Raw genomic sequence first — 22560 nt, 5'->3', positions numbered from 1 at the left:
CCGGGGTCAGCGCCGGCGCACCGTGCGCTGCACGCCGCGCATCTTCGCCTGCGCGGGCAGCGGGCCCTTCGGCATGGCCGCCGGTCCGATCTTGGACCCCAGCGCAGCCAACCGTGACTCCAGCGCGTCGAGTTGTTTGACCGTGATGTTGGCGGGCAGCTTGTTGAGGTGCCGCTCCAGTTTCGACAGCGGGACCTCGCCCTCGCCGTTGCCGATGATGATGTCGTAGATCGGGGTGTCACCGATGAGGCGGGCGGTGCGCTTCTTCTCCTGCGCCAACAGCGGCTTGACCCGGTTGGCCGCCCCTTCGCCGACGAAGATCACACCGGGGCGGCCGATCACCCGGTGCACGGCGTCGAAATGTCCGGTCGCCGCGACGCCCGGCGTCACCCGCCACTTCCCGCGCATGTTGTCCAGGGCCCACGCAGCCGCACCGGTCTGCCCTTCGGCCTTCTTGTAGACCGACTTCTGCGCGCGCCGGCCGAAGATGATGAACGCCACCAGCGCACCGAGCACGATGCCCAGCGGGATCAACATGTAGGTGGTGAAGCCGCCGGCATAGATGCCGCCCACCACGGAAAGCCCGACGATCAGCACGAACGCGCCGATCATGTACGGCAGAAGCCGCTTGTCCTCTTTGCGCTGGATCTGGAACGCCTGCCACAGCTGACTGCGCCGCTGCTTGGATGCCGCCTTGCGGGCCGCCTTGGCCTCTTTTTTAGCAGCGCGATTGGCCACCTCTTTATCCTGCGCGGGCTTACGCGATTTCGCCATTGGACAAGGATACGGCCGATCGCTTGGCCACCGTCTGGGCGTACAGCTTGCCCGCCCGATACGAAGACCGGACCAGCGGACCTGCGAGGACACCGGCGAAGCCGATCTCGTTCGCGTAGCGCTCGTGGTCGACGAACTCGTCGGGGTGCACCCAGCGTTCCACCGGATGGTGGCGGGGCGACGGGCGCAGGTACTGGGTGATCGTCACGATGTCGCAGCCGGCGTCGTGAAGGTCGTGCAGCGCGGCGCGCACCTCCTCGGGCGTCTCGCCCATGCCGAGGATCAGATTGCTCTTGGTCACCAGCCCGTAGTCGCGCGCCGCGGTGATCACCGCCAGGCTGCGCTCGTAGCGGAACCCCGGACGGATCCGCTTGAAGATGCGCGGCACCGTCTCGACGTTGTGCGCCAACACTTCCGGCCGGGACTCGAACACCGCCCGCAGTTGGTCGGGGTCGGCGTTGAAATCGGGGATCAGCAGCTCGACGCCGGTGTTCGGGTTCAGCGCCTTGATCTGGCGCACCGTCTCGGCGTAGAGCCACGCGCCGCCGTCGGGCAGATCATCGCGGGCCACCCCGGTGACGGTCGAGTAGCGCAGGCCCATCGCCTGCACACTCTCGGCGACACGGCGCGGCTCGTCGCGGTCGAGATCCGCGGGCTTGCCGGTGTCGATCTGGCAGAAATCGCAGCGACGGGTGCACTGCTCGCCACCGATCAGGAACGTCGCCTCGCGGTCTTCCCAGCATTCGAAGATGTTCGGGCAGCCGGCTTCCTCACACACGGTGTGCAGACCCTCACGGCGCACCAGGCCCTTGAGCTCTTTGTACTCCGGCCCCATCTTCGCCCGCGTCTTGATCCACGGTGGCTTGCGCTCGATGGGCGTCTCGGCATTGCGGACTTCGAGCCGCAACAGCTTCCGGCCGTCAGGGGCGATACTCACTGGGCCGAGTCTACGCCCGGCGAAGACGCGACACCGAGCGCGATGCGGCCGTCCAGGGCGTCCAGCACCGCTTCGCTGACCCGGTCGATCACCTCGGCCACCCCGACCGTGCGGCCCAGCTCGGCGGTCAGCGACGTCACGCCCGCATCGGCGATGCCGCACGGCACGATCGAGCCGAACGCGCCGAGATCGCAGTCGCAGTTGATCGCGAAACCGTGCAGTGTCGTGGCCCGCGCCACGCGGATGCCGATCGCCGCGATCTTGCGGTCGGGTGTGCCGCCGTCGCCTGCCACCCAGACCCCGGATCGGCCCTCGACACGACCGGTCTGGACCCCGAACGACGCGCACACGGAGATCAGCGACTCTTCCAGTCGGCGAACGAAATTCACGACGTCGAGCGGTTCGGCCAGACCGATGATGGGATAGCCCACCAGCTGGCCGGGGCCGTGCCAGGTGATCTTGCCGCCACGGTCGGTGTCGATCACCGGTGTGCCGTCGACCGGCCGTTCGTGCGCCAGCGTGCGCCGCCCCGCGGTGTACACCTCGGGATGCTCAAGCAGCAGCAGCGAGTCGGGCCCGCCCGCGATCCGCTCCTCGGCGAGTTCGCGCTGCAGATCCCACGCCGCCTGGTAGTCGATCCTGCCCAGCCACTGCACCCGCACCGGCTCGGTGCCCGACCGGATCGATTGCGCCATGCCTTCGACGCTACTCACGCTGCGGTGCCGTGGCGAACGCCAGTGCCTCACCGATGGTGTGGTGGTGGAACTGGAAACCGGCCCGCTCCAGCGCCGCCGGAATCGCCCGCTGGCCGCCCAGGACGCCCTCGTCGGCGAACTCGCCCAACGCGGCACGCAGCACGAAACCCGGGACCGCCAACGGGGTCGGCCGGTTCAGCGCCCGCCCCAGCGCGGTGGTGAACTCGGCGTTGGTGACCGGTGCGGGACCGGTCACGTTCACCGGCCCGGCCATCTCGTCGTGCGAGATCGCGAACAGCAGCGCGCGCACCTGATCCTCCAGGCTGATCCACGACAGGTACTGCCGACCGTTGCCCAGTCGCGCCCCCAGCCCCAGCGAGAACAGCAGTCGCAGCCGGCTGAGCATGCCGCCCGACGGCGCCATCACCAGCCCGGTGCGCGTCAGCACCACGCGGACACCCGACTGCGACGCCACCGTCGTCGCCGCCTCCCAGTCGATCGCGAGGCGGGCCAGGAAGTTCTGGCCCGGGCCGGCCGTCTCATCGACCGGGGTGGACCCGGTGTCGCCGTAGAAGCCGACGGCGCTGGCGTTGACCAGAACCGGCACCTGCGCCTCGACCACCGCGTTGGCCAGCACCTCCGTCGGGCCGATGCGGCTGTCGCGCAGGCTCTGTTTGAAGGCGCCCGACCACCGCTTCTGACCGACATTGACCCCGCAGAGGTTCACCACGGCGTCGACGCCGTCCAGCGCGGTCGCGTCGAACTCGCCGGTGTCCGGGTTCCAGAACACCTCGTCGGCGTTCGACGGCGCCCGCCGCACGATGCGGATCACCCGGTGATCGGTGGCGCGCAGCGCATACACCAGCGCCGTGCCGATCAGCCCAGATGATCCGGCGATCGCGACGACCGAATCCGAACGCATCGACACCGGTGCTACAGCCCCAGGTCGGCCTCGAACGCACCTTCTTCGAGACGCCGCTTGATGGTGGTCACGAACCGTCCCGCGTCGGCACCGTCGATGAGGCGGTGATCGTAGGTCAGCGGCAGGTAGCTCACCGAGCGCACACCGATCGACTCGTTACCGAACTCGTCGACGATGATGCGGGGGCGCTTGACGATCGCACCGGTACCCAGCATCGCCGCCTGCGGCGGGACCAGGATCGGTGTGTCGAACAACGCGCCCTGGCTGCCGATGTTGGTGATGGTGAACGTGCCGCCGGACAGCTCGTCGGGCTTGAGGTTGCCCGAGCGGGCACGCCCGGCGATGTCGGAGATGGCCCGCGCCAGCCCGCCCAGCGACAGGTCGCCGGCGTTGTGGATCACCGGGGAGAGCAGGCCCTGCTCGGTGTCGACGGCGATGCCCAGGTGCTCGGCCTCGTGGTAGGTGATCTCCTTGGATTCCTCGTTGTAGCTGGCGTTGACGTTCGGATGCAGCTTCAACGCGTCGATGACCGCTCTGGCGATGAACGGCAGGTAGGTCAGGTTGACACCCTCGCGCTCGGCGAAGCCCGCCTTGGCCTTGGCCCGCAGCGCGACGATCCTGGTCATGTCGACCTCGTGGACCTGGGTCAGCTGTGCCGTGGTCTGCAGCGACTCCCGGGTCTTCTTGGCCGTGATCTGCCGGATCCGGTTGGCCTTCTGCGTCGTGCCGCGCAGGTGGGCCAGCGCGCCCTCCGGCGCCGGTGCCTGAGTGGTCTTGCCCGGAGCCTCGGCGGCCGGTTCCGCCTTCGGGGCGTCCTCCTTGGGCGCCTTGCTCTTCTCGGCGGCCGCGAGCACGTCCTGCTTGCGGATGCGTCCCCCGACACCGGTGCCCTTGACCGACGCGAGGTCGACGCCGTGCTCACCGGCCAGCTTGCGCACCAGCGGCGTCACGTAGGGGCTGTCGCCCGACGACTCGGCTTCGGGCTTCGACTCGCGCTTGGGCTCCGGTTCGGGCTTCGGCTTGGGCTCGGGCTTGGACTCGGCTTCGGGCTTGGACTCGGACTTGGGCTCGGGTGCCGCCTCCTCGGAGGGCTTGGACTCGGGCTTCGTCTGCTTCGGCTCGGGCTCGGGTTCAGGCTCGGGTTCGGGCTCGGGTTCGGGCTCCGGTTCCGGTTCCGGCTCGGATTCTTCCTCGGCGCCCGCGTCACCGATCTTGGCGAGCTCTCCGCCGACCTCGACGGTGTCGTCCTCCTCGGCCGTGATCGACAGCAGAGTGCCGGCGACGGGCGACGGGATCTCGGTGTCGACCTTGTCGGTGGACACCTCGACGAGCGGCTCGTCGACCTCGACGGTGTCGCCGACCTCCTTCAGCCACCGCGTCACGGTGCCTTCGGTGACCGACTCGCCGAGCTCGGGCATCGTCACCGACGTCCCCGATCCGGAGGACCCGGATCCGCCCGAGGACTTCTTCTTGGGCTCGGGTTCGGGCTCGTCTTCGTCTTCGGGTTCCGGCTCGGGCTCGGGCTCGGATTCCTCGGCGGCAGGTTCGGCCTCGTCGCCGCTGTCCTCGGCCTCGCTGTCGTCACTGTCGCCGGCATCGTCGGAGTCACTGTCGTCGGAGTCACTGTCGTCGGCGTCGCCGATCACGGCGAGCTCTCCGCCGACCTCGACGGTGTCGTCCTCCTGCGCGACGATCTTCTTCAACACACCTGATGCCGGAGACGGGATCTCGGTGTCGACCTTGTCGGTCGACACCTCGAGCAGTGGCTCGTCCTCCTCGACCGTGTCTCCCTCCTGCTTCAACCAGCGGGTGACGGTCCCCTCGGTAACGCTCTCTCCGAGTGCGGGCATCTGGACGGAGATTGCCATAGTTCTCGTGGCTCCCTTGCACGGTCGATCGAGGATCTGAGGTGTCGTAGACCATCCTGTCACGTCCACTGAGACGTTTCGCCGCGGACGGGCCGACTGAGTGCTCTGGCACTATCGAATTACGAGACCGTGGACGGGGGCGCCCGGAAGGAGCAAGCCCAGGTGGGACTGTTCGACAAGCTTCGCAGCCGCCGCCGTGGCGGCGCATCCGCGAACCGCGACCCGGCGGCAGATCTTCGATATCTGCAGCAGTGGGTCGCCGAGCACCACGGTGTGGAGGCGTTCATCGAGCCGAAGACGACGGTCACCGAGCTCACCGTCGTGCTGGTCGCCGCCGACGGCGAATGGACCCGGCGCCGCACCGGGGGAGACGCCGGTGCGCGCAAGCTGTCCGACCGGCTCCAGATTCCCGTCTACGACGTGCAGAAGGTCGGATACCCCCAGCGGATGCGCGACTACGACGCCCGGAAACGCATCGAGCGCAAGCGCGCAGCCCGCGAGGAACTCGACCGCTGACCGTTTGGGTACTGTCCGCTGATGAGCTCGCAGCGATTCGTCGAAAGTAGAGACGGCGTCCGGATCGCCGTCTACGAAGAGGGCGCGGCGGACGGACCGACGGTCGTCCTCGTGCACGGTCACGCCGACACCCACGAAGCGTGGGACGCGGTGGTGGCCCTGCTGGCCGCGAGATTCCGGATCGTCCGTTACGACACCAGGGGAGCGGGCCGATCCGCTGCGCCCCAACGTACTTCGGGCTTCAGACTGGAGCGCTACGCCGACGACCTCGCCGCGGTACTCGACGAGGTATCGGTGGAGGCACCTGTCCACGTGCTTGCCCACGACCGGGGATCGGCCGGAGTGTGGCGGTATCTGGCCCGCCCGGAATCGCGCGGCCGGCTCGCGTCGTTCACCTCGGTGTCAGGACCGGCGCCCGAGCACGTCGCGCGCTATCTGCGCGACACCCTGGCCAGACCCCAGCATCCCGTGCGCTTCGCCGGCGGGCTCGGCCACCTCGCTCGGCTCGCCGCCGCCGCGCCGCGCGCGATGACCGACAAGACGTTGCGCGCCAACCTGTTTCCCGTCTCCTCCGGCGGCGATGCACACGACGTCGACATCCCGGTGCAGCTGATCGTGGGCAGCGCCGACCCGTACCCGGACCCGCACCTCTTCGAGGACAGGGCCGGCCGGCCGGCGCGGCTGTGGCGCCGCGACGTCAAGGCCGGGCACGTGACGCCGACCTCGCACCCGGGAATCCTCGCCCGTGCGCTCACCCAACTCGTCGACCACCTCGACGGCGCACCGGCCGCGCGCGAACTCCTGCGAGCGCAGGTGGGCCGCCCCCGCAAGGCGTTCGGCGACACCCTGGTCGCGGTCACCGGAGCGGCCAGCGGCATCGGCCGTGCCACCGCCCTGGCGTTCGCCCACCACGGCGCCGACGTGGTGATCAGCGATGTCAACGCCGCCGGTCTGGACGAGACCGCTCGTCTGGTCACCTCCGCCGGCGTGCACGCGTACCCCTACACCGTCGACGTGGCCGATGCCGCGGCAGTGGAGGCCTTCGCCGAGCAGGTGTGCGCCGAGCACGGCGTCCCCGACGTCGTCGTCAACAACGCCGGCGTCGGGCACGCCGGGTTCTTCCTCGACACGCCTGCCGAGGAGTTCGACCGTGTGCTCGACATCAACTTCGGCGGCGTGGTCAACGGTTGCCGTTCGTTCGGCAAGCGCCTCGCCGACCGCGGGGTCGGCGGCCACATCGTCAACGTCGCATCGATGGCGTCCTACACCCCGGTGAACGTGATGAACGCATACTGCACGTCCAAGGCGGCGGTCTTCATGTTCTCCGATTGTCTACGCGCAGAACTGGATTCGTTCGGGATCGGGCTCACGACGATCTGCCCCGGCTTCATCAGCACCAACATCGTCGACACCACGCGGTTCTCGCTCGCGCAGGGCCGCGACGACGACGTCGACGTGCTGCGCGGACGGGCGCAGAAAGGCTTCTCGGCGCGCAAGTACGGACCCGAGAAGGTCGCCGACGCCATCGTCGACGCCGTCAGGACCAACAAGGCGATCCGGCCCGTCGCCCCCGAGGCCCGCTTCGTCTACGGCGTCGCGCACGCATTGCCGCAGGTGCTGCGCAGCACCGCGCGCGGTGGGAACTTCGTGTAGCGCCAACCGGTTTCAGCCGTTGGCCGCTATATCCTCCAGCACCGCGAACATCGTGCGCGTCGGCACACCGGTGCCGCCCTTCGGGGTGTAACCCCACGGTCCGCCCGAGTTGTAGGCCGGCGCCGCGATGTCGATGTGCGCCCACTCGACCCCGTCGGCGACGAACTCCCGCAGGTAGGTGCCCGCGACGAGCATGCCTGCGAAGCGCGACCCGCTCACGTTGGCCAGGTCGGCCACCGTCGACTTCAGATCGTCCTTGAGCTCTTCGGGCAGCGGCATCGCCCACGCGTTCTCGCCGACCTCCTGCGAGATCTCCGCGACGCGGTCCCGGAACTCGTCGCTGCCCATCACGCCCGGTGTGCGCGAGCCCAGCGCGACGGTCTGCGCGCCGGTCAACGTGGAGGTCTCGATCAGGTAGTCCGGGTTGTCCTCGCAGGCCCGCACGATCGCGTCGGCGAGCACGAGCCGGCCCTCGGCGTCGGTGTTGAGCACCTCCACGGTGATGCCGCCGTACTGGGTGAGCACATCACCGGGACGCTGCGCGGTCGACGACGGCATGTTCTCGGCCATCGGCACGTAGGCGACGACATCGATCGGCAGCTTCTGCCGGGCCGCGAGCACGACCGTCGCGATGACCGCCGCCGCCCCGCCCATGTCGGAGGTCATGTGGTGCATGTTGGCCGCGGGCTTGATCGAGATGCCGCCGGTGTCGAACGTGATGCCTTTGCCGACGAGGGCGACCTTCTTCCCTTTTCGGCCGCCGCCGCGATGGGCCAGCCGCACCAGGCGCGGCGGTCGCGACGAACCCTTGCCGACCCCGATGATGCCGCCGTAGCCGTCCCGGGCCAGCGCCTTCTCGTCGAGGATCTTGACCTCCAGGCCCGCCTGCTCGCCCAGAGTCTTTGCCCGCTCGGCGAATTCGGCCGGAAACAGATGGCTGGGCGGAGTGTTGACGAAGTCGCGGGCCGTCGCGACCGCGACCGCGATCGCCTCGGCGCGCGCGGCGGCATCCTTGGTCGCCGACCTGGTGTCCGGGGTCAGCGCGGTGACCTTGCGGATGCCGGCGTCGGTGGGCGCGGTCTTCGTGCTGCGGAACTCGGTGAACCGGTAGGCCCCCAGCAGCAGACCCTCGATCGCGGCCTCCAGGTCGAGGTCGGACAACGTCGTGAAGACGTTCTCGACGCCGGACAGCGATCGCGCCGCCGCACCGGCCGCGCGCCGGATCGTCTCGGCCGACCACTCGTCGCGGCTCTTGCCCAGCCCGACGGCCAGCACACTGCTCACCGGCAGCGCGGGAACCACGACCCTGGTCAGCTGCTCATTGCCGCCCTTGGCGCCGAGCGCGCGCAGCGCCACCTCGATCTCGCCGGTCGCCTCGGCGTCCAGATACGGGTTGCCCACCACGGTGGCGCCGTTGCCGTCGTCTCCCGACACGACCGGCACGATCAGGACCGACGACTGGACGGGGCGTTTGGGCAGCGCACCGGCGACGGCGACGGCGGGGGGCTGGTAACCGACAGAGGTGCTCACGGGGATTCACCCTAGTCATCGGTGCCCACATCGGTGCGCGCTACTAGTGTGGATCGTCGTGAGCGACAACTTGCTGGCCGGGCCCCTGGAGAACCGTCACCGCGAACTCGGCGCGACGTTCGCCGAATTCGGGGGCTGGTCGATGCCGGTGTCCTACGCCGGCACCGTCGCCGAGCACACCGCCACCCGCACCACCGTCGGTCTGTTCGACGTCAGCCACCTCGGCAAGGCGCTGGTAACGGGCCCCGGCGCGGCCGAGTTCGTCAACTCCGCGTTCACCAACGATCTTCGCCGCATCGGCCCCGGCAAGGCGCAGTACACCCTGTGCTGCACCGAGGACGGCGGAGTCATCGACGACCTGATCGCCTACTACGTCTCCGACGACGAGATCTTCCTCGTGCCCAACGCCGCCAACACCGCGGCCGTCGTCGCCGCATTGCAGGACCGCGCCCCCGACGGCATCACGATCACCGACGAGCACAGGTCCCGCGCGGTGCTCGCGGTCCAGGGGCCCAGATCGGCCGACGTGGTGGGCGGCCTCGGGTTGCCGACCGACATGGACTACATGGGTTTTGCGGATGGCGAGGTCGGCGGCGTCGAAACCCGGGTGTGCCGCACCGGATACACCGGTGAGCACGGCTACGAGTTGCTGCCCGCCTGGGACCAGGCCGAGGTCGTCTTCGACGCGCTCGTCGAGTCGGTGCGCGCCGCGGGCGGCGAACCCGCCGGACTCGGCGCCCGCGACACGCTGCGCACCGAGATGGGCTACCCGCTGCACGGCCACGAGCTGTCCCTGGACATCTCACCGCTGCAGGCCCGTTGCGGGTGGGCGATCGGATGGAAGAAGGACGCGTTCTGGGGCCGCGACGCGCTGCTGGCCGAGAAGGAGGCCGGGCCGCGCCGGACCCTGCGCGGACTGCGGGCGGTCGGGCGCGGCGTGCTGCGCGCCGACCTCTCCGTACTCACCGACGACACCCCCGTCGGGTTCACCACATCCGGAACCTTCTCTCCCACACTGAAAGTCGGGATCGCACTGGCATTGATCGACACCGCGGCCGGCATCGCCGACGGCGATCACGTCACCGTCGACGTCCGCGGGCGCCGGGTCGAGTGCGAGGTCGTCAAGCCGCCGTTCGTCAACACCCGTACGCGCTGACACGGTAGCGAAAAACCGTTGGCCAGCCGGTTATACAATCGCTGGCATGACTACTGGCCTCGAGTTCACCGTCGATCGCACCGCGAATCCGGCGAGCGACGAGGTACGGGCCGGCATCCTGGCCAACCCCGGCTTCGGCAAGTTCTACACCGACCACATGGTCGCCATCGACTACACCGCCGACCAGGGCTGGCACAACGCACGGGTCTCCCCGTACGGGCCCATCGAGCTCGACCCGTCGGCGATCGTCCTGCACTACGCGCAGGAGGTCTTCGAGGGGTTGAAGGCCTACCGCTGGGCGGACGGGTCCATCGTGTCGTTCCGGCCGGAGTCCAACGCTGCGCGGCTGCGGGCGTCGTCGCGCAGACTCGCGATCCCCGAGTTGCCCGACGAGCTGTTCATCGAGTCGCTGCGGCAACTGATCGCCGTCGACGAGAAGTGGGTGCCGCCCGCCGGCGGTGAGGAGTCGCTGTATCTGCGGCCGTTCGTCATCGCGACCGAACCCGGCCTCGGTGTCCGCCCCTCCGACGAGTACCGCTATCTGGTGATCGCCTCCCCGGCCGGTGCGTACTTCCCCCGCGGCATCAAGCCGGTCAGCGTGTGGCTGTCTCACGAATACGTGCGGGCGTCGCCCGGCGGCACAGGCGCGGCGAAGTTCGGCGGCAACTACGCGGCCTCGCTGCTGGCGCAGGCCGAAGCGGCCTCACACGGGTGCGACCAGGTGGTGTGGCTGGATGCGATCGAGCGGCGCTACGTCGAGGAGATGGGCGGGATGAACCTGTTCTTCGTCTTCGGCAGCGGCGGCACCGCCCGCCTGGTGACGCCCGAGCTGTCCGGCTCGCTGCTGCCCGGCATCACCCGAAACTCGTTGCTGCAGTTGGCAACCGACGCCGGCTTCACGGTCGAGGAACGCAAGATCGACGTCGACGAGTGGCAGAAGAAGGCCGCCGCGGGGGAGATCACCGAGGTGTTCGCCTGCGGTACCGCCGCCGTGATCACCCCGGTCTCGCACGTCAAGCACGGTGACGGTGAGTTCACCATCGCCGACGGTGAGCCCGGTGAGATCACCATGGCGCTGCGCGACACGCTGACCGGTATCCAGCGCGGCACCTTCGCCGACACCCACGGCTGGATGACCAAGCTGTCCTGATCCTGGTCGCTCCTACGCGATCGCCAGGCCCAGCGCCGTCACCGTCGTCGTCACCTCGACGGCCGCGCCGAGCACGTCACCGGTGATCCCGCCGAACCGGCGCACGCAATGCGCGACCATTACCACGCTGCACGCGACGGCGACCACCACCGCCAGCGGGCCCTGCCATGCGCGCTCGCCGGCCAGCGTCGCCAGCCCCGCGATCGCGACCAGCCACGCCGCGGCGACCCAGAGCGGCTGGGTGCCGGCCACCAGCGCACCGAGCGTGCTGCCCTCCGCGGCGGGCACCCCGCGGCGGCAGGCGACGACGACGGCCACCCGGCCCGCCGCGACCGCCACCAGCACCGCGGCCCACCCCGCCTGGGAGAACGCCACCGACTGAATGACCACGGTGACCGCGACCGCGGCGACTCCGAACGGCCCCGCCCGGCCGTCCCTCATCACCGCCAGGGCACGCTCCGCCGGGCCGTAGCAGCCGAGCGCATCGGTGGTGTCGGACAGGCCGTCGATGTGCAGCCCCCGGGTGGCCAGCAGCAGCACGGCCACGGTCAGTGCCCCGGCCAGCACGCTGCCGGAGCCGAACGCGCGCGTCCCGAGCCAGCACACCGCAGCGGCGGCAGAGCCGAGCACCAGGCCCACCACCGGCAGTGCCGTCAACACGCCGCGACCTGCGATCGCCGCGCGCCGCGACGGCACCGGCATCACCGTCGCGAACGCGAAAGCACCTGCCAGCGAGCGTGTCACGGCGGCGATCACGTCTGTTCGGCGCCGATTCCGGCTTCCTCGAACGTCGCCATCGACGCCAGGGTGGCCACCGCGGCACGCAGCACCGGCAGCGCGACGACGGCGCCGGATCCCTCACCCAACCGCATGTCGAGTTCGAGCAGCGGCGTCAGGTCCAGGCGCTGCAATGCCAGTGAGTGCGCCGGCTCGGTGGACCGGTGACCGGCCTGCCACCACTGTCTCGCGCCGGGCGCGAGCGTGTCGGCCGCCAGCGCCGCTGCCGTCACCACCATGCCGTCGAGCAGCACCGGGGTGCGGCGTACGGCGGCCTGGGCGCAGAACCCGGTCATCGCCGCGAGGTCCGCCCCGCCGCAGATGCGTAGCAGCGCAACAGGATCCGCCGACAGCCGGCGGGTGCGGTACAGCGCGTCGCGGACCGCGGCGGTCTTGCGCATCCAGCCCGCGTCGTCGATCCCGGTGCCGCGGCCCACGACCACCACCGGCTCGGAGTCGGTCAGCGCCGCGACCAACGTCGTCGCCGGGGTGGTGTTGCCGATGCCCATGTCGCCCGCGATCAGCAGGTCGGCGCCGGAGTCGACTTCCTCGTCGGCGATCCGGCGGCCCGCGTCGATCGCCCGCACCACCTCATCGGGAGTCAGGGCGTCCTCGACGGCGATGTCGCCGCTGGAGCGACGGATCTTGTGGGCGCCGATGGCCGGCGACAGCGGTTCGGCGACGTCGACGGCCATGTCGACCACCCGGACGCTCGCCCCGGCGACCTCGGCGAGCACATTGACCGCGGCGCCACCGGCGGCGAAATTGGCGACCATCGCGGCCGTCACCTCCGCCGGGTACGCCGACACCCCGGCGCGGGCCACACCGTGGTCACCGGCGAACACCACCACCCGGGCGCGCTCGAACTGCTTCGGCGGGCAGACGCCCTGGCAGGACGCCACCCAGACCGACAGGTCCTCCAGCCGGCCCAGGGCGCCGGAGGGTTTGGTCAGGATCGCCTGACGGTCCCTGGCCGCCGCGGCAGCCTCGGGATCAGGGGCGGGTACGTCGGGAAAATAGGCCACCTGCGGCGTCACGCCACGGGAGTGCCGCGTTCGACCTGAGGTCGGGGCGCACGCATCCGGCGCAATTGCGAGGCCCGGCTCGCGGCGTAGAAGCCGAGCTTCCAACCGGTTTCGGTGTTGTCCGGGAACTTGGCGTCGGCCATCCGGTTGACCTTGCGGCCCAGGAAGAAGCCGTCGACCACCATGATCAGCACCAGCACCAGCATCGCCGGGGAGATCAGCGCCTGCACCTCGACCGAGGGCACCGCCAACATGATGAAGATCATGCCGAGCGCCGCGGGCATGAACAGCCCCAGCAGGTTGCGCCGCGCATCGACGATGTCGCGCACGTAACGACGCACCGGTCCGCGGTCGCGGGGCAGTAGATAGGCGTCCTCGCCGGCCATCATCCGCTCGCGGCGCTCGCCCATCTCGGCGCGCCGCTCGGCCCGCTCGGCCTTGCGCTCCTCGCGGGACAGTTTGGGCCCGCGCAGCTCCTTGCGCCGCTTCCTGGCCTCGGCGCTGGTCATCGGCGCCGGCGCGACGGGGCCGCGACGGCGCGCCGCCTCGCTGCGCTTCGGGGTGGGCTTGCCCTTCGGGGCGGTGGCTGTCCGCTCGACCGGCGCGGCGATCTCGGTACCGGCATCGGTGGAGTCCGGTTCGTCGGGATCCCTGGCGTCATCGTTCCTGCGGCCCAGCAATTTCACGGCTCCCAGATTAGTCTCACCGGAGTGACGGCCACCGAGTCCCCTGGCGCAACCGTGCTGATCGCCCCGGACTGCTTCGGTGACAGCCTGACCGCCGTGCAGGCGGCCGAATCCATCGCCCGCGGATGGAGCGCGTCGCGTCCCGCCGACACGGTGCGGCTGGCGCCCCAGTCCGACGGGGGCCCGGGATTCGTGGAGGTGCTGGCCAGTCGCCTCGGCGAGGTCCGCACCCTGACGGTCAGCGGGCCGCTCGACGCGGAGGTCGCGGCCCGATGGGTGCTCGACGCCGACCCGCCGGTCACGGCGTACATCGAATGCGCGCAGGCGTGCGGTCTGACGCTGCTGGGCGGCCCGCCGACGGTGCGCACCGCGCTGGAGGCGCACAGCAGGGGAGTCGGACAGCTCATCGCGGCGGCGAGGGCGGCCGGAGCCGGCCGCATCGTGGTGGGGCTCGGCGGAAGCAGCTGCACCGACGGCGGTCGGGGGATGGTCGAGGCGCTGGGCGGGCTCGACGCCGCACGGGACCTGCTCGCCGACGTCGAGCTGATCGCCGCCACCGACGTCGAACACCCGCTGCTCGGGCAGATGGGCGCAGCCAGGGTGTTCGGTCCGCAGAAGGGCGCGGACCCCGACACCGTGGACCTCCTCGAAAGCCGGCTTGCGGCGTGGGCCGACGACCTCGACACCGCGGCCGGCCGGATGGTCAGCGACGATCCGGGCGCCGGTGCGGCCGGCGGCCTCGGAGCGGCGCTGCTCGCGCTGGGCGGCCGCCGGGAGCCGGGCGCCGCCGTCATCGCCGAACACACCGGTCTGGCCGACGACGTCGCCGCCGCCGACGTCGTGATCACCGGCGAAGGACGGTTCGACGACCAGTCGCTGCACGGCAAGGTCGTCAGCGCGCTGGCCGGCGCCGCCCGGGCCCGCGGCATCCCGGTTCTGGTGCTCGCCGGCCAGGTCACGCTGCCGCAGCAGGCGCTACAGGCCGCGGGTATCGCGGCGGCGCATTCGTTGACCGACCGCGCCGGCTCGGTGCAGAAGGCGATCGACGACGCGGCCGACCTACTGACCGCCCTGGCCGCGGAGGTGGCGGCCGGGTGGCACGGCGGCGGCGGCAGCTGAGCGGCAGAGGTGAGGAATAGCAGCGGAACCAGGTACCGTTGAGGAGGTGGGCCCGCCCCGATCGCAGGGGGAGACCGGTCCCACCCCAATACATCCACACAGGAGATTCCATGACTGTTCAGGACGAGTCGGCTGTGCAGGCTGGCCAGACCACCGAGGCTGCGCACGGCGTGACCCTGTCGGATGCCGCGGCCGCGAAGGCGAAGGCCCTGCTCGACCAGGAGGGTCGTGACGACCTCGCGCTGCGTATCGCCGTCCAGCCCGGCGGCTGCGCCGGCCTGCGTTACAACCTCTTCTTCGACGACCGCACGCTCGACGGCGACCTGACCGTCGACTTCAGCGGTGTCGTGCTGACCGTGGACCGGATGAGCGCCCCCTACGTCCAGGGCGCCACCATCGACTTCGTCGACACCATCGAGAAGCAGGGCTTCACGATCGACAACCCCAACGCGACGGGCTCGTGCGCCTGCGGCGACTCGTTCAACTGAGCCGACGCGCGGGCGTCTAGTACTGGCCCGCCGTCCTCGGCAGGTAGGAACACACCAGCACCTCGTCGTCGATCGACAGCACCTGGGCGACCGCCTGCTCGTCGGCCTCCTGCGGTGCGTTGCGCGACGAACCGCTGGCGGGGACGACCCGCATCGTGAACAGCACCTGCGCCTGAGTCGGTGACGACCGCACCATCTTGTCGATCGACGTCACCTCGGCGCTGTCGTACTGCTTGCGGAACGCATCGCTGGACAGGTTCGCCAGCGCCAGATCCGACCGCCGCTCCTTGACGGCGTCGAACAGCCCACACAACGTGTGACGGGCGACCCGCTCGTCGTCCCCGTCGGTCAGCGCGTCCAAATAATCCTGGATGGCCGCCCTCGCCGAGGTCTCCGTCAGCGCGCCGGTGGCGCCCTGATCCTCGCGGCCCGCTGCGAGCGTGACCCCGGTGATCACCGCGCCGACGGCGACGACGGCGGCCAGAGCGACCGCGACGATGATCCACGGGCCTCGCCTGCGCTTGGGATACTGCACCGGTGGCGGCAGCGCGCCCGGATAGACCGGACCGGGGCCACCGTCCGGGTAGGGCGCCGCATACGGCGGATAGGACTGCTGGGGATACGGCTCCGGATACATCTGAGGGCCTGCTGGTCCAGCGCCGTATGGGGGCGGGTACGGACCAGTCATAGATTTGCTCCCGGGAGGTGAGGCGGATCCTGCGGCATCTACAGTGACCGGGCAGGCACTTAGTAGGCAGGTTAGCGCAACACTGCCACGACAACCGGGCGCCGACTCCGCCGGCGAACCTGCGGGCGAAGCTGCCGACACGGACCCGACATACCGATGACAAGAAGGGTGGGACTGCGTGACCATCGCGGTGACCGGATCGATTGCCACTGACCATTTGATGCGCTTTCCGGGGAAGTTCTCCGAGCAGCTGCTGGCCGATCACCTGCAGAAGGTGTCGCTGAGCTTCCTCGTCGACGACCTCGTGATGCACCGCGGCGGCGTCGCCGGCAACATGGCGTTCGCGATGGGCGTCCTGGGAGGCAACCCCACGCTGGTGGGCGCGGTCGGCGAGGACTTCGACGACTATCGCACCTGGCTGACCTCCCACGGCGTGAACTGTGACGGCGTGCTCGTCTCGCAGAACGCCTACACGGCCCGCTTCGTGTGCACCACCGACGAGGACATGGCGCAGATCGCGTCCTTCTACCCGGGCGCGATGTCGGAGGCCCGCAGCATCAAGCTGGCCGACATCGTGACGCGGACCGGGACCCCCGACCTGGTCATCATCGGAGCCAACGACCCCGAGGCGATGTTCCTCCACACCGAGGAATGCCGCGCGCTGGGCTTGCCCTTCGCGGCGGACCCGAGCCAGCAGCTGGCACGCCTGTCCGGTGACGAGATCCGCAAGCTGATCGACGGAGCCACCTACCTGTTCACCAACGACTACGAATGGGACCTTCTGCTGCAGAAGTCCGGATGGTCGGAAGCCGAGGTGATGAACCAGATCCAGCTGCGCGTCACGACGCTGGGGGAGAAGGGTGTGGACCTCGTCGGACGCGACGGAACGTTCGTCCACGTCGACGTCGTGCCCGAGATCCACAAGGAAGACCCGACCGGCATCGGGGACGCGTTCCGCGCCGGCTTCCTGACCGGCCGCGACGCCGGTCTGTCGCTGGAGCGTTCCGCACAGCTGGCGTCGCTGGTCGCCACTCTGGTGCTCGAAGCGCCGGGTCCGCAGGAATGGCACTGGGACAAGGATGCGGCTGTGCGGCGCCTCTCGGAGGCCTACGGCGCCGACGCCGGCAACGAGATCGCAGAGGCGCTTTAGCGCCGACAGAGTGCTCCGCCGCCCTGTAAAAACTCCGCAGCGCTCTAGAGCTGCACCGGGTAGGTCGGTTCGCTGATCGCGGGGTGCACGGTCTTCTCCACGAAGATCGAGTGCCACAGCATGAAGATCAGCACCGTCCACAGCCGGCGGCTGTGATCGGTGGTCCCGTCGCGGTGCTCGTCGAGCATGGTGCGCACCGCGGCGAGGTCGATCAGGTCGCCGGCGCCCGACCCGGACACCGTCTGGTGCGCCCAGTCGAGCAGTGCGCCGGAACGCAGCCAGTGCCGGATCGGCACCGGGAAACCGAGCTTCGGCCGGTGCAGCACGTGCGCGGGCACGATCGGCTCCAGCGCGCGCCGCAGCGCGTACTTCGTCGTCGACCGGGTGATCTTCTCGTCGTAGGGCAGCCGGGACGCGACCGCGAAGACCTCGGGGTCCAGGAACGGCACCCGCAACTCCAGCGAGTTCGCCATCGTCATCTTGTCGGCCTTGACCAGGATGTCGCCGCGCAGCCACGTGAACAGGTCGATGTGCTGCATCCGGGCGACGGGGTCCCACCCCTGCGACTTGGCGTACACCGGCGCGGTCACGTCGGTGTGCAGCCACTCGCGGCGGAACCGGGGCAGCACGGCCTGCAGCTGCGCGTCGGAGAAGCTGCGGGCGTTGCCGTAGTAGCGCTCTTCGAGCGTGAGCGATCCGCGGTGCAGCAGGCTCTTACCGCGCATCCCCTCGGGAAGCGGACCGGCCATCTTGCCCACCGACCTGCGCAGTCCCCGCGGCAGATAGTCGAACGGTTTCAGCGACAGCGGCTCGCGGTAGATGGTGTAACCGCCGAACAGCTCGTCGGCGCCCTCACCGGACAGCACGACCTTGACGTGCTTGCGCGCCTCCTTGGCGATGAAGTACAGCGGCACCAGCGCCGGATCGGCGACCGGTTCGTCGAGATACCAGACGATCTCGGGCAGTGCCGCGACGAACTCCTCCTGTCCGACGACCCTGGCGACGTGGCGGGCACCGATCGCCTCGGCGGAGGCGACCGCGACGTCGACCTCCGAGAAGCCCTCGCGCTCGAAACCGGTCGTGAACGTGATGAGGCGCGGGTTGTGCCGCATCGCGAGCGCGGCGATCGCGGTCGAGTCGATGCCGCCGGACAGGAACGCGCCGACCGTGACGTCGGCGCGCATGTGTTTGGCCACCGAATCCTCGAGCGCCGCGGTGATCTCGTCGTAGCGGGCCTGCTCCTCACCGGCCTTGAACGGCACCGCCGCGAAGCGGGGCCGGAAGTACCGGGTGATCTGCGGCTGCGCGCCGGGCCGCACCCGCGCATAGCTGCCCGACTCCAACCGGCGGATGCCGCGCTGCAGCGTCTCGGGCTCGGGCACGTACTGCAGCACCGTGTAGTGCTGCACGGCGCGCTCGTCGATGGTCAGGTCGACGCCGAGCTGTCCCGCGACGTCGAGGAGGCACTTCTTCTCACTGCCCACCATCGTCCCGCCCGGCGTGGTCGCCAGGTAGAGCGGTTTGATGCCGAACGGGTCCCGGGCGCAGAACAGCTCCTGCTCCACGGTGTCCCACAGCGCGAACGCGAACATGCCCCGCAAGCGGTGCAGCGACTCGGCGCCCCAGTGGTGGTAGGCCGCCAGGATGGCCTCGCCGTCGCCGTCGGTGTGGAACACCGCGCCGTGTGCCGAACGCAACTCCTCGCGGATCTCCAGGTAGTTGTAGATCTCGCCGTTGAAGACCAACGTGTAGCGCTGCGGCGCCTCGGCGGGCCCCCACTGCAGCGGCTGGTGACTGTGCGCGATGTCGATGATCGACAGCCGGTTGAAACCGAGGACCACACGGTCGTCGTTCCAGGTCCCCGGTTCGTCGGGACCCCGGTGGCGCATCTGCGCGGCAGCCCCTGACATCGCGTCGACGAGGTCGGAGGAGACCTCAGACGAGGGGTCGGTCACCAGCGCAAGAAGTCCGCACACGGCGCCAGTATGCCTAATCGCGGCGGTCCCTTCGCGCAGCCTCCCAGGCGTGGTCTACGCTGCGTAGTATTCAGTGCAGCCGTGGGACCGCGCAGCGGTTCCGTCGTCTACAGATTGTCTTCAAGGAGGCGCCAACGTGTCCGCTCGCGGCCTGAAGTTGGTGGCATTGTCCCTGCTCTTGGGTGGGATGACGGTGCTGCTCAGCGGATGCAGTTGGTCGGAGGTGCTCGGTCTGGGATGGCCCAACGGCATCACCCCCGAGGCTCACGCGAACCGTGAACTGTGGATCGGTTCGGTCATCGCGGCGTTCGTCGTCGGCGGGATCGTCTACGTCCTCACGTTCTGGACGACGATCTTCCACCGCAAGAAGGCGACCGACACCGAACTGCCCCGCCAGTTCGGCTACAACATGCCGCTGGAACTGACACTCACGGTCATCCCGTTCATCATCATCTCGGTGCTCTTCTACTTCACGGTGGTCGTGCAGGAGGAGATGCTGAAGAAGGAGCCCAACCCCGAGGTCGTCATCGACGTCACCGCCTTCCAGTGGAACTGGAAATTCGGTTACCAGAAGGTCGAGTTCGCCGACGGCACGATGTCCTACGACGGTGTCGACAACGAGCGCAAAGAGGCGATGACCTCGGCCCCCGAGGGTGCCGACGAGCACGGGATCGAGCAGATCGGCGCGATCGCCGGCAAGCGTCCCGAAGACCGCACCTACCTGAACTTCGACAAGATCGAGACGCTGGGCTCGTCGACCGAGATCCCGGTGCTCGTCGTGCCGTCCGGCAAGCGGATCGAGTTCCAGATCGCTTCGGCCGACGTGATCCACGGCTTCTGGGTTCCCGAGTTCCTGTTCAAGCGGGACGTGCTGCCGAACCCCAAGGAGAACAACTCCGACAACATCTTCCAGGTCAGCGAGATCATGCAGACCGGTGCGTTCGTCGGCCGCTGCACGGAGATGTGCGGCACCTACCACGCGATGATGAACTTCGAGCTTCGCGTCGTGGAGCCCAACGACTTCAAGGCCTACCTCGCCCAGCGTGAGGCCGGCAAGACGAACGCCGAAGCCCTGCGGGCGATCAACCAGGAGCCGCTGGCCGTCACCACCAAACCGTTCGACACCCGGCGCGGAGAACTGGCGCCCCAGGTTCCCGCGGCGACCCGGTAAGGACAGCAGATGCATATCGAAGCCAGGTTGTTCGAATTCCTGACCGCGTTCTTCGCGCTGTGCGCGGTCGTGTACGCGGTGCTGACCGCGATGTTCGCCACCGGCGGCGTCGAATGGGCGGGTACCACCGCACTGTTCCTGACCACCGGCCTGACCCTGATCACCGGTACGTTCTTCCGGTTCGTCGCGCGCCGTCTCGACACCCGTCCCGAGGACTACGAGGACGCCGAGATCGCCGACGGCGCAGGTGAGCTCGGCTTCTTCAGCCCCCACAGCTGGTGGCCGATCATGATCGCGCTGTCGGGCTCGATCACCGCGGTCGGCATGGCGATGTGGCTTCCCTGGCTGATCATTGCGGGCGTGTGCTTCATCCTGACCACGGTCAGCGGACTGGTCTTCGAGTACTACACGGGACCCGAGAAGCACTGATCGGGCTGCAAGGTCACAATCAGGCATGAGTTGCCCGGTAACCCGCGTCCAGGGATCCGTTCGGGTGCTGCGGTTGGGTAGTGTTGCCGAGGCGTCATGAGCCGCCGCGGCGCCTACCGACGCCGGAGAAGCAGTCGAGAAGGACAGACGTAGATGAGCGGGCCGAATCCTGGAGAGCCGGATAACGCCGCCGACAACCCCGACACGGGTCAGACGGACTTCTACTCCCGTGCATACTCGGCGCCCGAGTCCGAACAGTTCGTCAGCGCGTACTCCGCAGCCGACATCGTTCCCTACGACTACGACAGCTACGACGCCGCCGACGAACCCGCCGAGTTCGCGCCTCCGCCGCGCTGGCCCTGGGTCGTCGGCGTCGTCGCGATCGTCGCCGCGGTAGCCCTCGTCGTATCGGTGTCGGTTCTGGTGACCCGCACCGACACCGACAACCTCGCGACGCCGGAGACCACGACCAGGCAGGCCCCGCCGGTCCAGGACGAGATCCTGACCACGACGCCGCCGCCCCCACCGCCACCGCCGCCCACGACGGAACCCCCGCCACCGCCGCCCCCACCGGAGACGGTGACGGTGACCCAGCCGCCTCCTCCGCCACCGGCCGAGGCGCCGCCGCCACCTCCGCCCCAGACCACCGAGGCCCCGCCACCTCCACCGACGACGACCACCCCCGCGGGTCCCCGCCAGGTGACGTACTCGGTGACCGGCACGAAGGCGCCGGGCGACATCATCACCGTGACCTACATCGACGCCTCGGGGCGAAGCCGCACCCAGCGCAACGTCTACATCCCGTGGTCGCTCACCGTCACTCCGATCTCGCAGTCCGAGGTCGGCTCCGTGCAGGCGTCGAGCCTGTTTCTGGTCAGCAAGCTGAACTGCTCGATCACCACCAGCGACGGACAGGTGTTGTCGTCCAACACCGGTAACGCCGCCCAGACCAGTTGTTAGGCCATCCCACGCCGATGACACACCTCACCGATTCTGCGAACCGCTCCGGCGCCGGATTCGATGCCGCCGCACTCGACCGCACCGACCGACTCCTGCTCGGCGGTTGTGCCGTGGTCTGGCTGGCAGCGCTCGGCGCGGCCGTCGCCGCGGTCGTGGCACTCATCGATCTGTCCCGCGGGCATGCGACATCCAGCGCCGACTCAGGAACACCGTGGGTGCTCTACACGGTGATCGGGGTGTCTGCTGCGGTGATCGTCGCCTCGGTGCCGCTGCTGCTGCGTGCGCGGCGGGCACCCGACGACGAGCTCACGCCCGTCGAGCAGCGCCTCGCCCGCCAGGCCGCGGAGCGGACCCAGACACCGGCACGCCCCGTCGACGCGCCGACCGAGAAGCTGCGGGTGCCGCCGCCACCGGTCGACACCAACAGCGGAAGGCTGCCGCGCATCCTGCAGTCGCCCGTCTCGCCCGCGGTCATCGACTCGCCGGCCGTCGACCGGCTGTGGCTGCGCAACACCGCCGCGGTCGCCGCGGCGATGGGCACCGCGACCCTGCTCGTCTCGGCGGCGACGTACCTGATGGCCGTCGACAGCGAGACCGCGTCGTGGGTGCTCTATGGTGTCGCCGGCGTCGTCACGGTCGGCATGGTGGCCATTCCGTGGTATTTCCTGCGCGAGCTGCGCGCCGAGCTGGGCAGCTGACTCTCGCCCTGAGCCCCGGCCCCTGAGCCTCGGCCCCACCCGTCACGCTTCGTGACGTTCTGCTGCGGAAGTGTGAGTAGAGGCCTGCATTGCGCGCAGAGGTGTGACGGCTGGGACTCGCCCGACCGGGGTAGGGGAGCGGCGACCCGTCGCCCACAGACAAAAAAGATCCGCCCCGGCCGTACGGCCGGG

The 22560-nt window shown here is 69.5% G+C and carries 22 protein-coding genes; 11 read left to right on the top strand and 11 right to left on the bottom strand.

Features of this window, described 5'->3' with window-relative positions; all coding sequences use genetic code 11:
- Positions 1–6: 6 nt before the first annotated feature.
- Genes DYE23_RS17280 through sucB form a run of 5 tightly spaced genes read right to left on the bottom strand, consistent with a single transcriptional unit; the run spans position 7 to position 5196 of the window.
- A complete protein-coding gene (locus tag DYE23_RS17280; RefSeq protein ID WP_115327740.1) occupies positions 7–774 on the bottom strand; it encodes a DUF4191 domain-containing protein in 768 nt (255 codons plus the stop codon).
- Positions 758–1711 carry a lipoyl synthase gene (lipA, locus tag DYE23_RS17275; protein ID WP_115327739.1) on the bottom strand — a complete coding sequence of 318 codons (954 nt, stop codon included), beginning with the start codon at positions 1709–1711 and terminating at the stop codon, positions 758–760. Before lipA ends, DYE23_RS17280 begins: the two co-directional genes overlap by 17 nt.
- On the bottom strand, positions 1708–2406 hold the full coding sequence (gene lipB, locus DYE23_RS17270) for a lipoyl(octanoyl) transferase LipB (RefSeq protein ID WP_013471434.1): 699 nt from the start codon (positions 2404–2406) through the stop codon (positions 1708–1710). Before lipB ends, lipA begins: the two co-directional genes overlap by 4 nt.
- A gap of 10 nt (positions 2407–2416) precedes the next feature.
- A complete protein-coding gene (locus DYE23_RS17265; protein ID WP_013471435.1) occupies positions 2417–3328 on the bottom strand; it encodes a TIGR01777 family oxidoreductase in 912 nt (303 codons plus the stop codon).
- 11 nt (positions 3329–3339) lie between these two features.
- A complete protein-coding gene (gene sucB, locus DYE23_RS17260; protein ID WP_115327738.1) occupies positions 3340–5196 on the bottom strand; it encodes a 2-oxoglutarate dehydrogenase, E2 component, dihydrolipoamide succinyltransferase in 1857 nt (618 codons plus the stop codon).
- A 162-nt stretch (positions 5197–5358) separates the two neighbouring features.
- Here sucB and DYE23_RS17255 point away from each other — a divergent pair, with 162 nt between their 5' ends.
- Together DYE23_RS17255 and DYE23_RS17250 are read left to right on the top strand one after the other, a co-directional pair.
- Positions 5359–5712, top strand: a complete 354-nt coding sequence (locus tag DYE23_RS17255) for a hypothetical protein (protein ID WP_011893814.1) — start codon at positions 5359–5361, stop codon at positions 5710–5712.
- 21 nt (positions 5713–5733) lie between these two features.
- On the top strand, positions 5734–7365 hold the full coding sequence (locus tag DYE23_RS17250; protein WP_115327737.1) for an SDR family oxidoreductase: 1632 nt from the start codon (positions 5734–5736) through the stop codon (positions 7363–7365).
- A 12-nt stretch (positions 7366–7377) separates the two neighbouring features.
- Here DYE23_RS17250 and DYE23_RS17245 read toward each other — a convergent pair whose 3' ends face one another.
- Positions 7378–8895 (bottom strand): leucyl aminopeptidase, encoded by a 1518-nt coding sequence (locus tag DYE23_RS17245; RefSeq protein WP_115327736.1) that lies wholly within the window; start codon positions 8893–8895, stop codon positions 7378–7380.
- A 58-nt stretch (positions 8896–8953) separates the two neighbouring features.
- Here DYE23_RS17245 and gcvT point away from each other — a divergent pair, with 58 nt between their 5' ends.
- Together gcvT and DYE23_RS17235 are read left to right on the top strand one after the other, a co-directional pair.
- Positions 8954–10051, top strand: a complete 1098-nt coding sequence (gene gcvT / locus DYE23_RS17240; RefSeq protein WP_115329009.1) for a glycine cleavage system aminomethyltransferase GcvT — start codon at positions 8954–8956, stop codon at positions 10049–10051.
- A gap of 46 nt (positions 10052–10097) precedes the next feature.
- Entirely contained in the window at positions 10098–11201 is a 1104-nt protein-coding gene (locus tag DYE23_RS17235) for a branched-chain amino acid aminotransferase (protein WP_011893818.1), read from the top strand.
- Positions 11202–11213: 12 nt separating this feature from the next.
- Here the strand turns inward: DYE23_RS17235 and DYE23_RS17230 are convergent, their stop codons facing one another.
- From DYE23_RS17230 to DYE23_RS17220, 3 genes are read right to left on the bottom strand one after another with little or no spacing between them, the layout of a single operon-like run.
- Positions 11214–11945: an adenosylcobinamide-GDP ribazoletransferase gene (locus DYE23_RS17230; protein ID WP_011893819.1), complete on the bottom strand. Its 732-nt coding sequence runs from the start codon at positions 11943–11945 to the stop codon at positions 11214–11216.
- An 8-nt stretch (positions 11946–11953) separates the two neighbouring features.
- The gene (cobT, locus tag DYE23_RS17225; protein ID WP_013471440.1) at positions 11954–13015 is read right to left on the bottom strand and encodes a nicotinate-nucleotide--dimethylbenzimidazole phosphoribosyltransferase; all 1062 of its coding nucleotides are present in this window, start codon (positions 13013–13015) and stop codon (positions 11954–11956) included.
- Entirely contained in the window at positions 13012–13689 is a 678-nt protein-coding gene (locus DYE23_RS17220; protein WP_013471441.1) for a DUF3043 domain-containing protein, read from the bottom strand. Before DYE23_RS17220 ends, cobT begins: the two co-directional genes overlap by 4 nt.
- 24 nt (positions 13690–13713) lie before the next feature.
- Here DYE23_RS17220 and DYE23_RS17215 point away from each other — a divergent pair, with 24 nt between their 5' ends.
- Both DYE23_RS17215 and DYE23_RS17210 read left to right on the top strand, forming a co-directional pair.
- Positions 13714–14808 (top strand): glycerate kinase family protein, encoded by a 1095-nt coding sequence (locus DYE23_RS17215; protein WP_115327735.1) that lies wholly within the window; start codon positions 13714–13716, stop codon positions 14806–14808.
- Positions 14809–14918: 110 nt separating this feature from the next.
- Positions 14919–15296, top strand: coding sequence for a HesB/IscA family protein (locus DYE23_RS17210; RefSeq protein ID WP_011893823.1), 378 nt, complete (start codon positions 14919–14921; stop codon positions 15294–15296).
- Between the two features lie 16 nt (positions 15297–15312).
- Here DYE23_RS17210 and DYE23_RS17205 read toward each other — a convergent pair whose 3' ends face one another.
- A complete protein-coding gene (locus tag DYE23_RS17205) occupies positions 15313–15984 on the bottom strand; it encodes an Rv0361 family membrane protein (protein WP_115327734.1) in 672 nt (223 codons plus the stop codon).
- A 178-nt stretch (positions 15985–16162) separates the two neighbouring features.
- Between DYE23_RS17205 and DYE23_RS17200 the strand changes: the two genes are divergently transcribed.
- Entirely contained in the window at positions 16163–17134 is a 972-nt protein-coding gene (locus DYE23_RS17200) for a carbohydrate kinase family protein (protein WP_115327733.1), read from the top strand.
- Between the two features lie 44 nt (positions 17135–17178).
- Here the strand turns inward: DYE23_RS17200 and asnB are convergent, their stop codons facing one another.
- Positions 17179–19110: an asparagine synthase (glutamine-hydrolyzing) gene (gene asnB / locus DYE23_RS17195; RefSeq protein ID WP_115327732.1), complete on the bottom strand. Its 1932-nt coding sequence runs from the start codon at positions 19108–19110 to the stop codon at positions 17179–17181.
- Between the two features lie 136 nt (positions 19111–19246).
- Here asnB and ctaC point away from each other — a divergent pair, with 136 nt between their 5' ends.
- The 4 genes from ctaC to DYE23_RS17175 all read left to right on the top strand — a co-directional run bounded on the left by ctaC (position 19247) and on the right by DYE23_RS17175 (position 22368).
- Complete coding sequence (gene ctaC, locus DYE23_RS17190) at positions 19247–20281, top strand: aa3-type cytochrome oxidase subunit II (RefSeq protein ID WP_011893827.1); 1035 nt, start codon at positions 19247–19249, stop codon at positions 20279–20281.
- A gap of 9 nt (positions 20282–20290) precedes the next feature.
- Positions 20291–20710, top strand: coding sequence for a cytochrome c oxidase subunit 4 (locus DYE23_RS17185; RefSeq protein ID WP_013471446.1), 420 nt, complete (start codon positions 20291–20293; stop codon positions 20708–20710).
- 153 nt (positions 20711–20863) lie between these two features.
- Complete coding sequence (locus DYE23_RS17180) at positions 20864–21670, top strand: MmpS family transport accessory protein (protein ID WP_013471447.1); 807 nt, start codon at positions 20864–20866, stop codon at positions 21668–21670.
- Positions 21671–21684: 14 nt separating this feature from the next.
- Positions 21685–22368, top strand: coding sequence for a DUF2561 family protein (locus tag DYE23_RS17175; protein WP_013471448.1), 684 nt, complete (start codon positions 21685–21687; stop codon positions 22366–22368).
- Positions 22369–22560: the final 192 nt, after the last annotated feature.

It is taken from the genome of Mycolicibacterium gilvum (genome assembly GCF_900454025.1).
GTDB lineage: Bacteria > Actinomycetota > Actinomycetes > Mycobacteriales > Mycobacteriaceae > Mycobacterium > Mycobacterium gilvum.
The sequence above is the reverse complement of the archived record's forward strand: the minus strand, read 5'-3'. Positions and strand labels throughout refer to the sequence as shown.

What these genes read in the sequence shown, in the direction of transcription:
- DYE23_RS17280 (WP_115327740.1), bottom strand. Translation starts at nt 774, where the DNA reads ATGGCGAAATCGCGTAAGCCCGCGCAGGATAAAGAGGTGGCCAATCGC.
- lipB (WP_013471434.1), bottom strand. Translation starts at nt 2,406, where the DNA reads ATGGCGCAATCGATCCGGTCGGGCACCGAGCCGGTGCGGGTGCAGTGG.
- DYE23_RS17265 (WP_013471435.1), bottom strand. Translation starts at nt 3,328, where the DNA reads ATGCGTTCGGATTCGGTCGTCGCGATCGCCGGATCATCTGGGCTGATC.
- sucB (WP_115327738.1), bottom strand. Translation starts at nt 5,196, where the DNA reads ATGGCAATCTCCGTCCAGATGCCCGCACTCGGAGAGAGCGTTACCGAG.
- DYE23_RS17250 (WP_115327737.1), top strand. Translation starts at nt 5,734, where the DNA reads ATGAGCTCGCAGCGATTCGTCGAAAGTAGAGACGGCGTCCGGATCGCC.
- DYE23_RS17235 (WP_011893818.1), top strand. Translation starts at nt 10,098, where the DNA reads ATGACTACTGGCCTCGAGTTCACCGTCGATCGCACCGCGAATCCGGCG.
- DYE23_RS17210 (WP_011893823.1), top strand. Translation starts at nt 14,919, where the DNA reads ATGACTGTTCAGGACGAGTCGGCTGTGCAGGCTGGCCAGACCACCGAG.
- DYE23_RS17205 (WP_115327734.1), bottom strand. Translation starts at nt 15,984, where the DNA reads ATGACTGGTCCGTACCCGCCCCCATACGGCGCTGGACCAGCAGGCCCT.
- DYE23_RS17185 (WP_013471446.1), top strand. Translation starts at nt 20,291, where the DNA reads ATGCATATCGAAGCCAGGTTGTTCGAATTCCTGACCGCGTTCTTCGCG.
- DYE23_RS17180 (WP_013471447.1), top strand. Translation starts at nt 20,864, where the DNA reads ATGAGCGGGCCGAATCCTGGAGAGCCGGATAACGCCGCCGACAACCCC.
- DYE23_RS17175 (WP_013471448.1), top strand. Translation starts at nt 21,685, where the DNA reads ATGACACACCTCACCGATTCTGCGAACCGCTCCGGCGCCGGATTCGAT.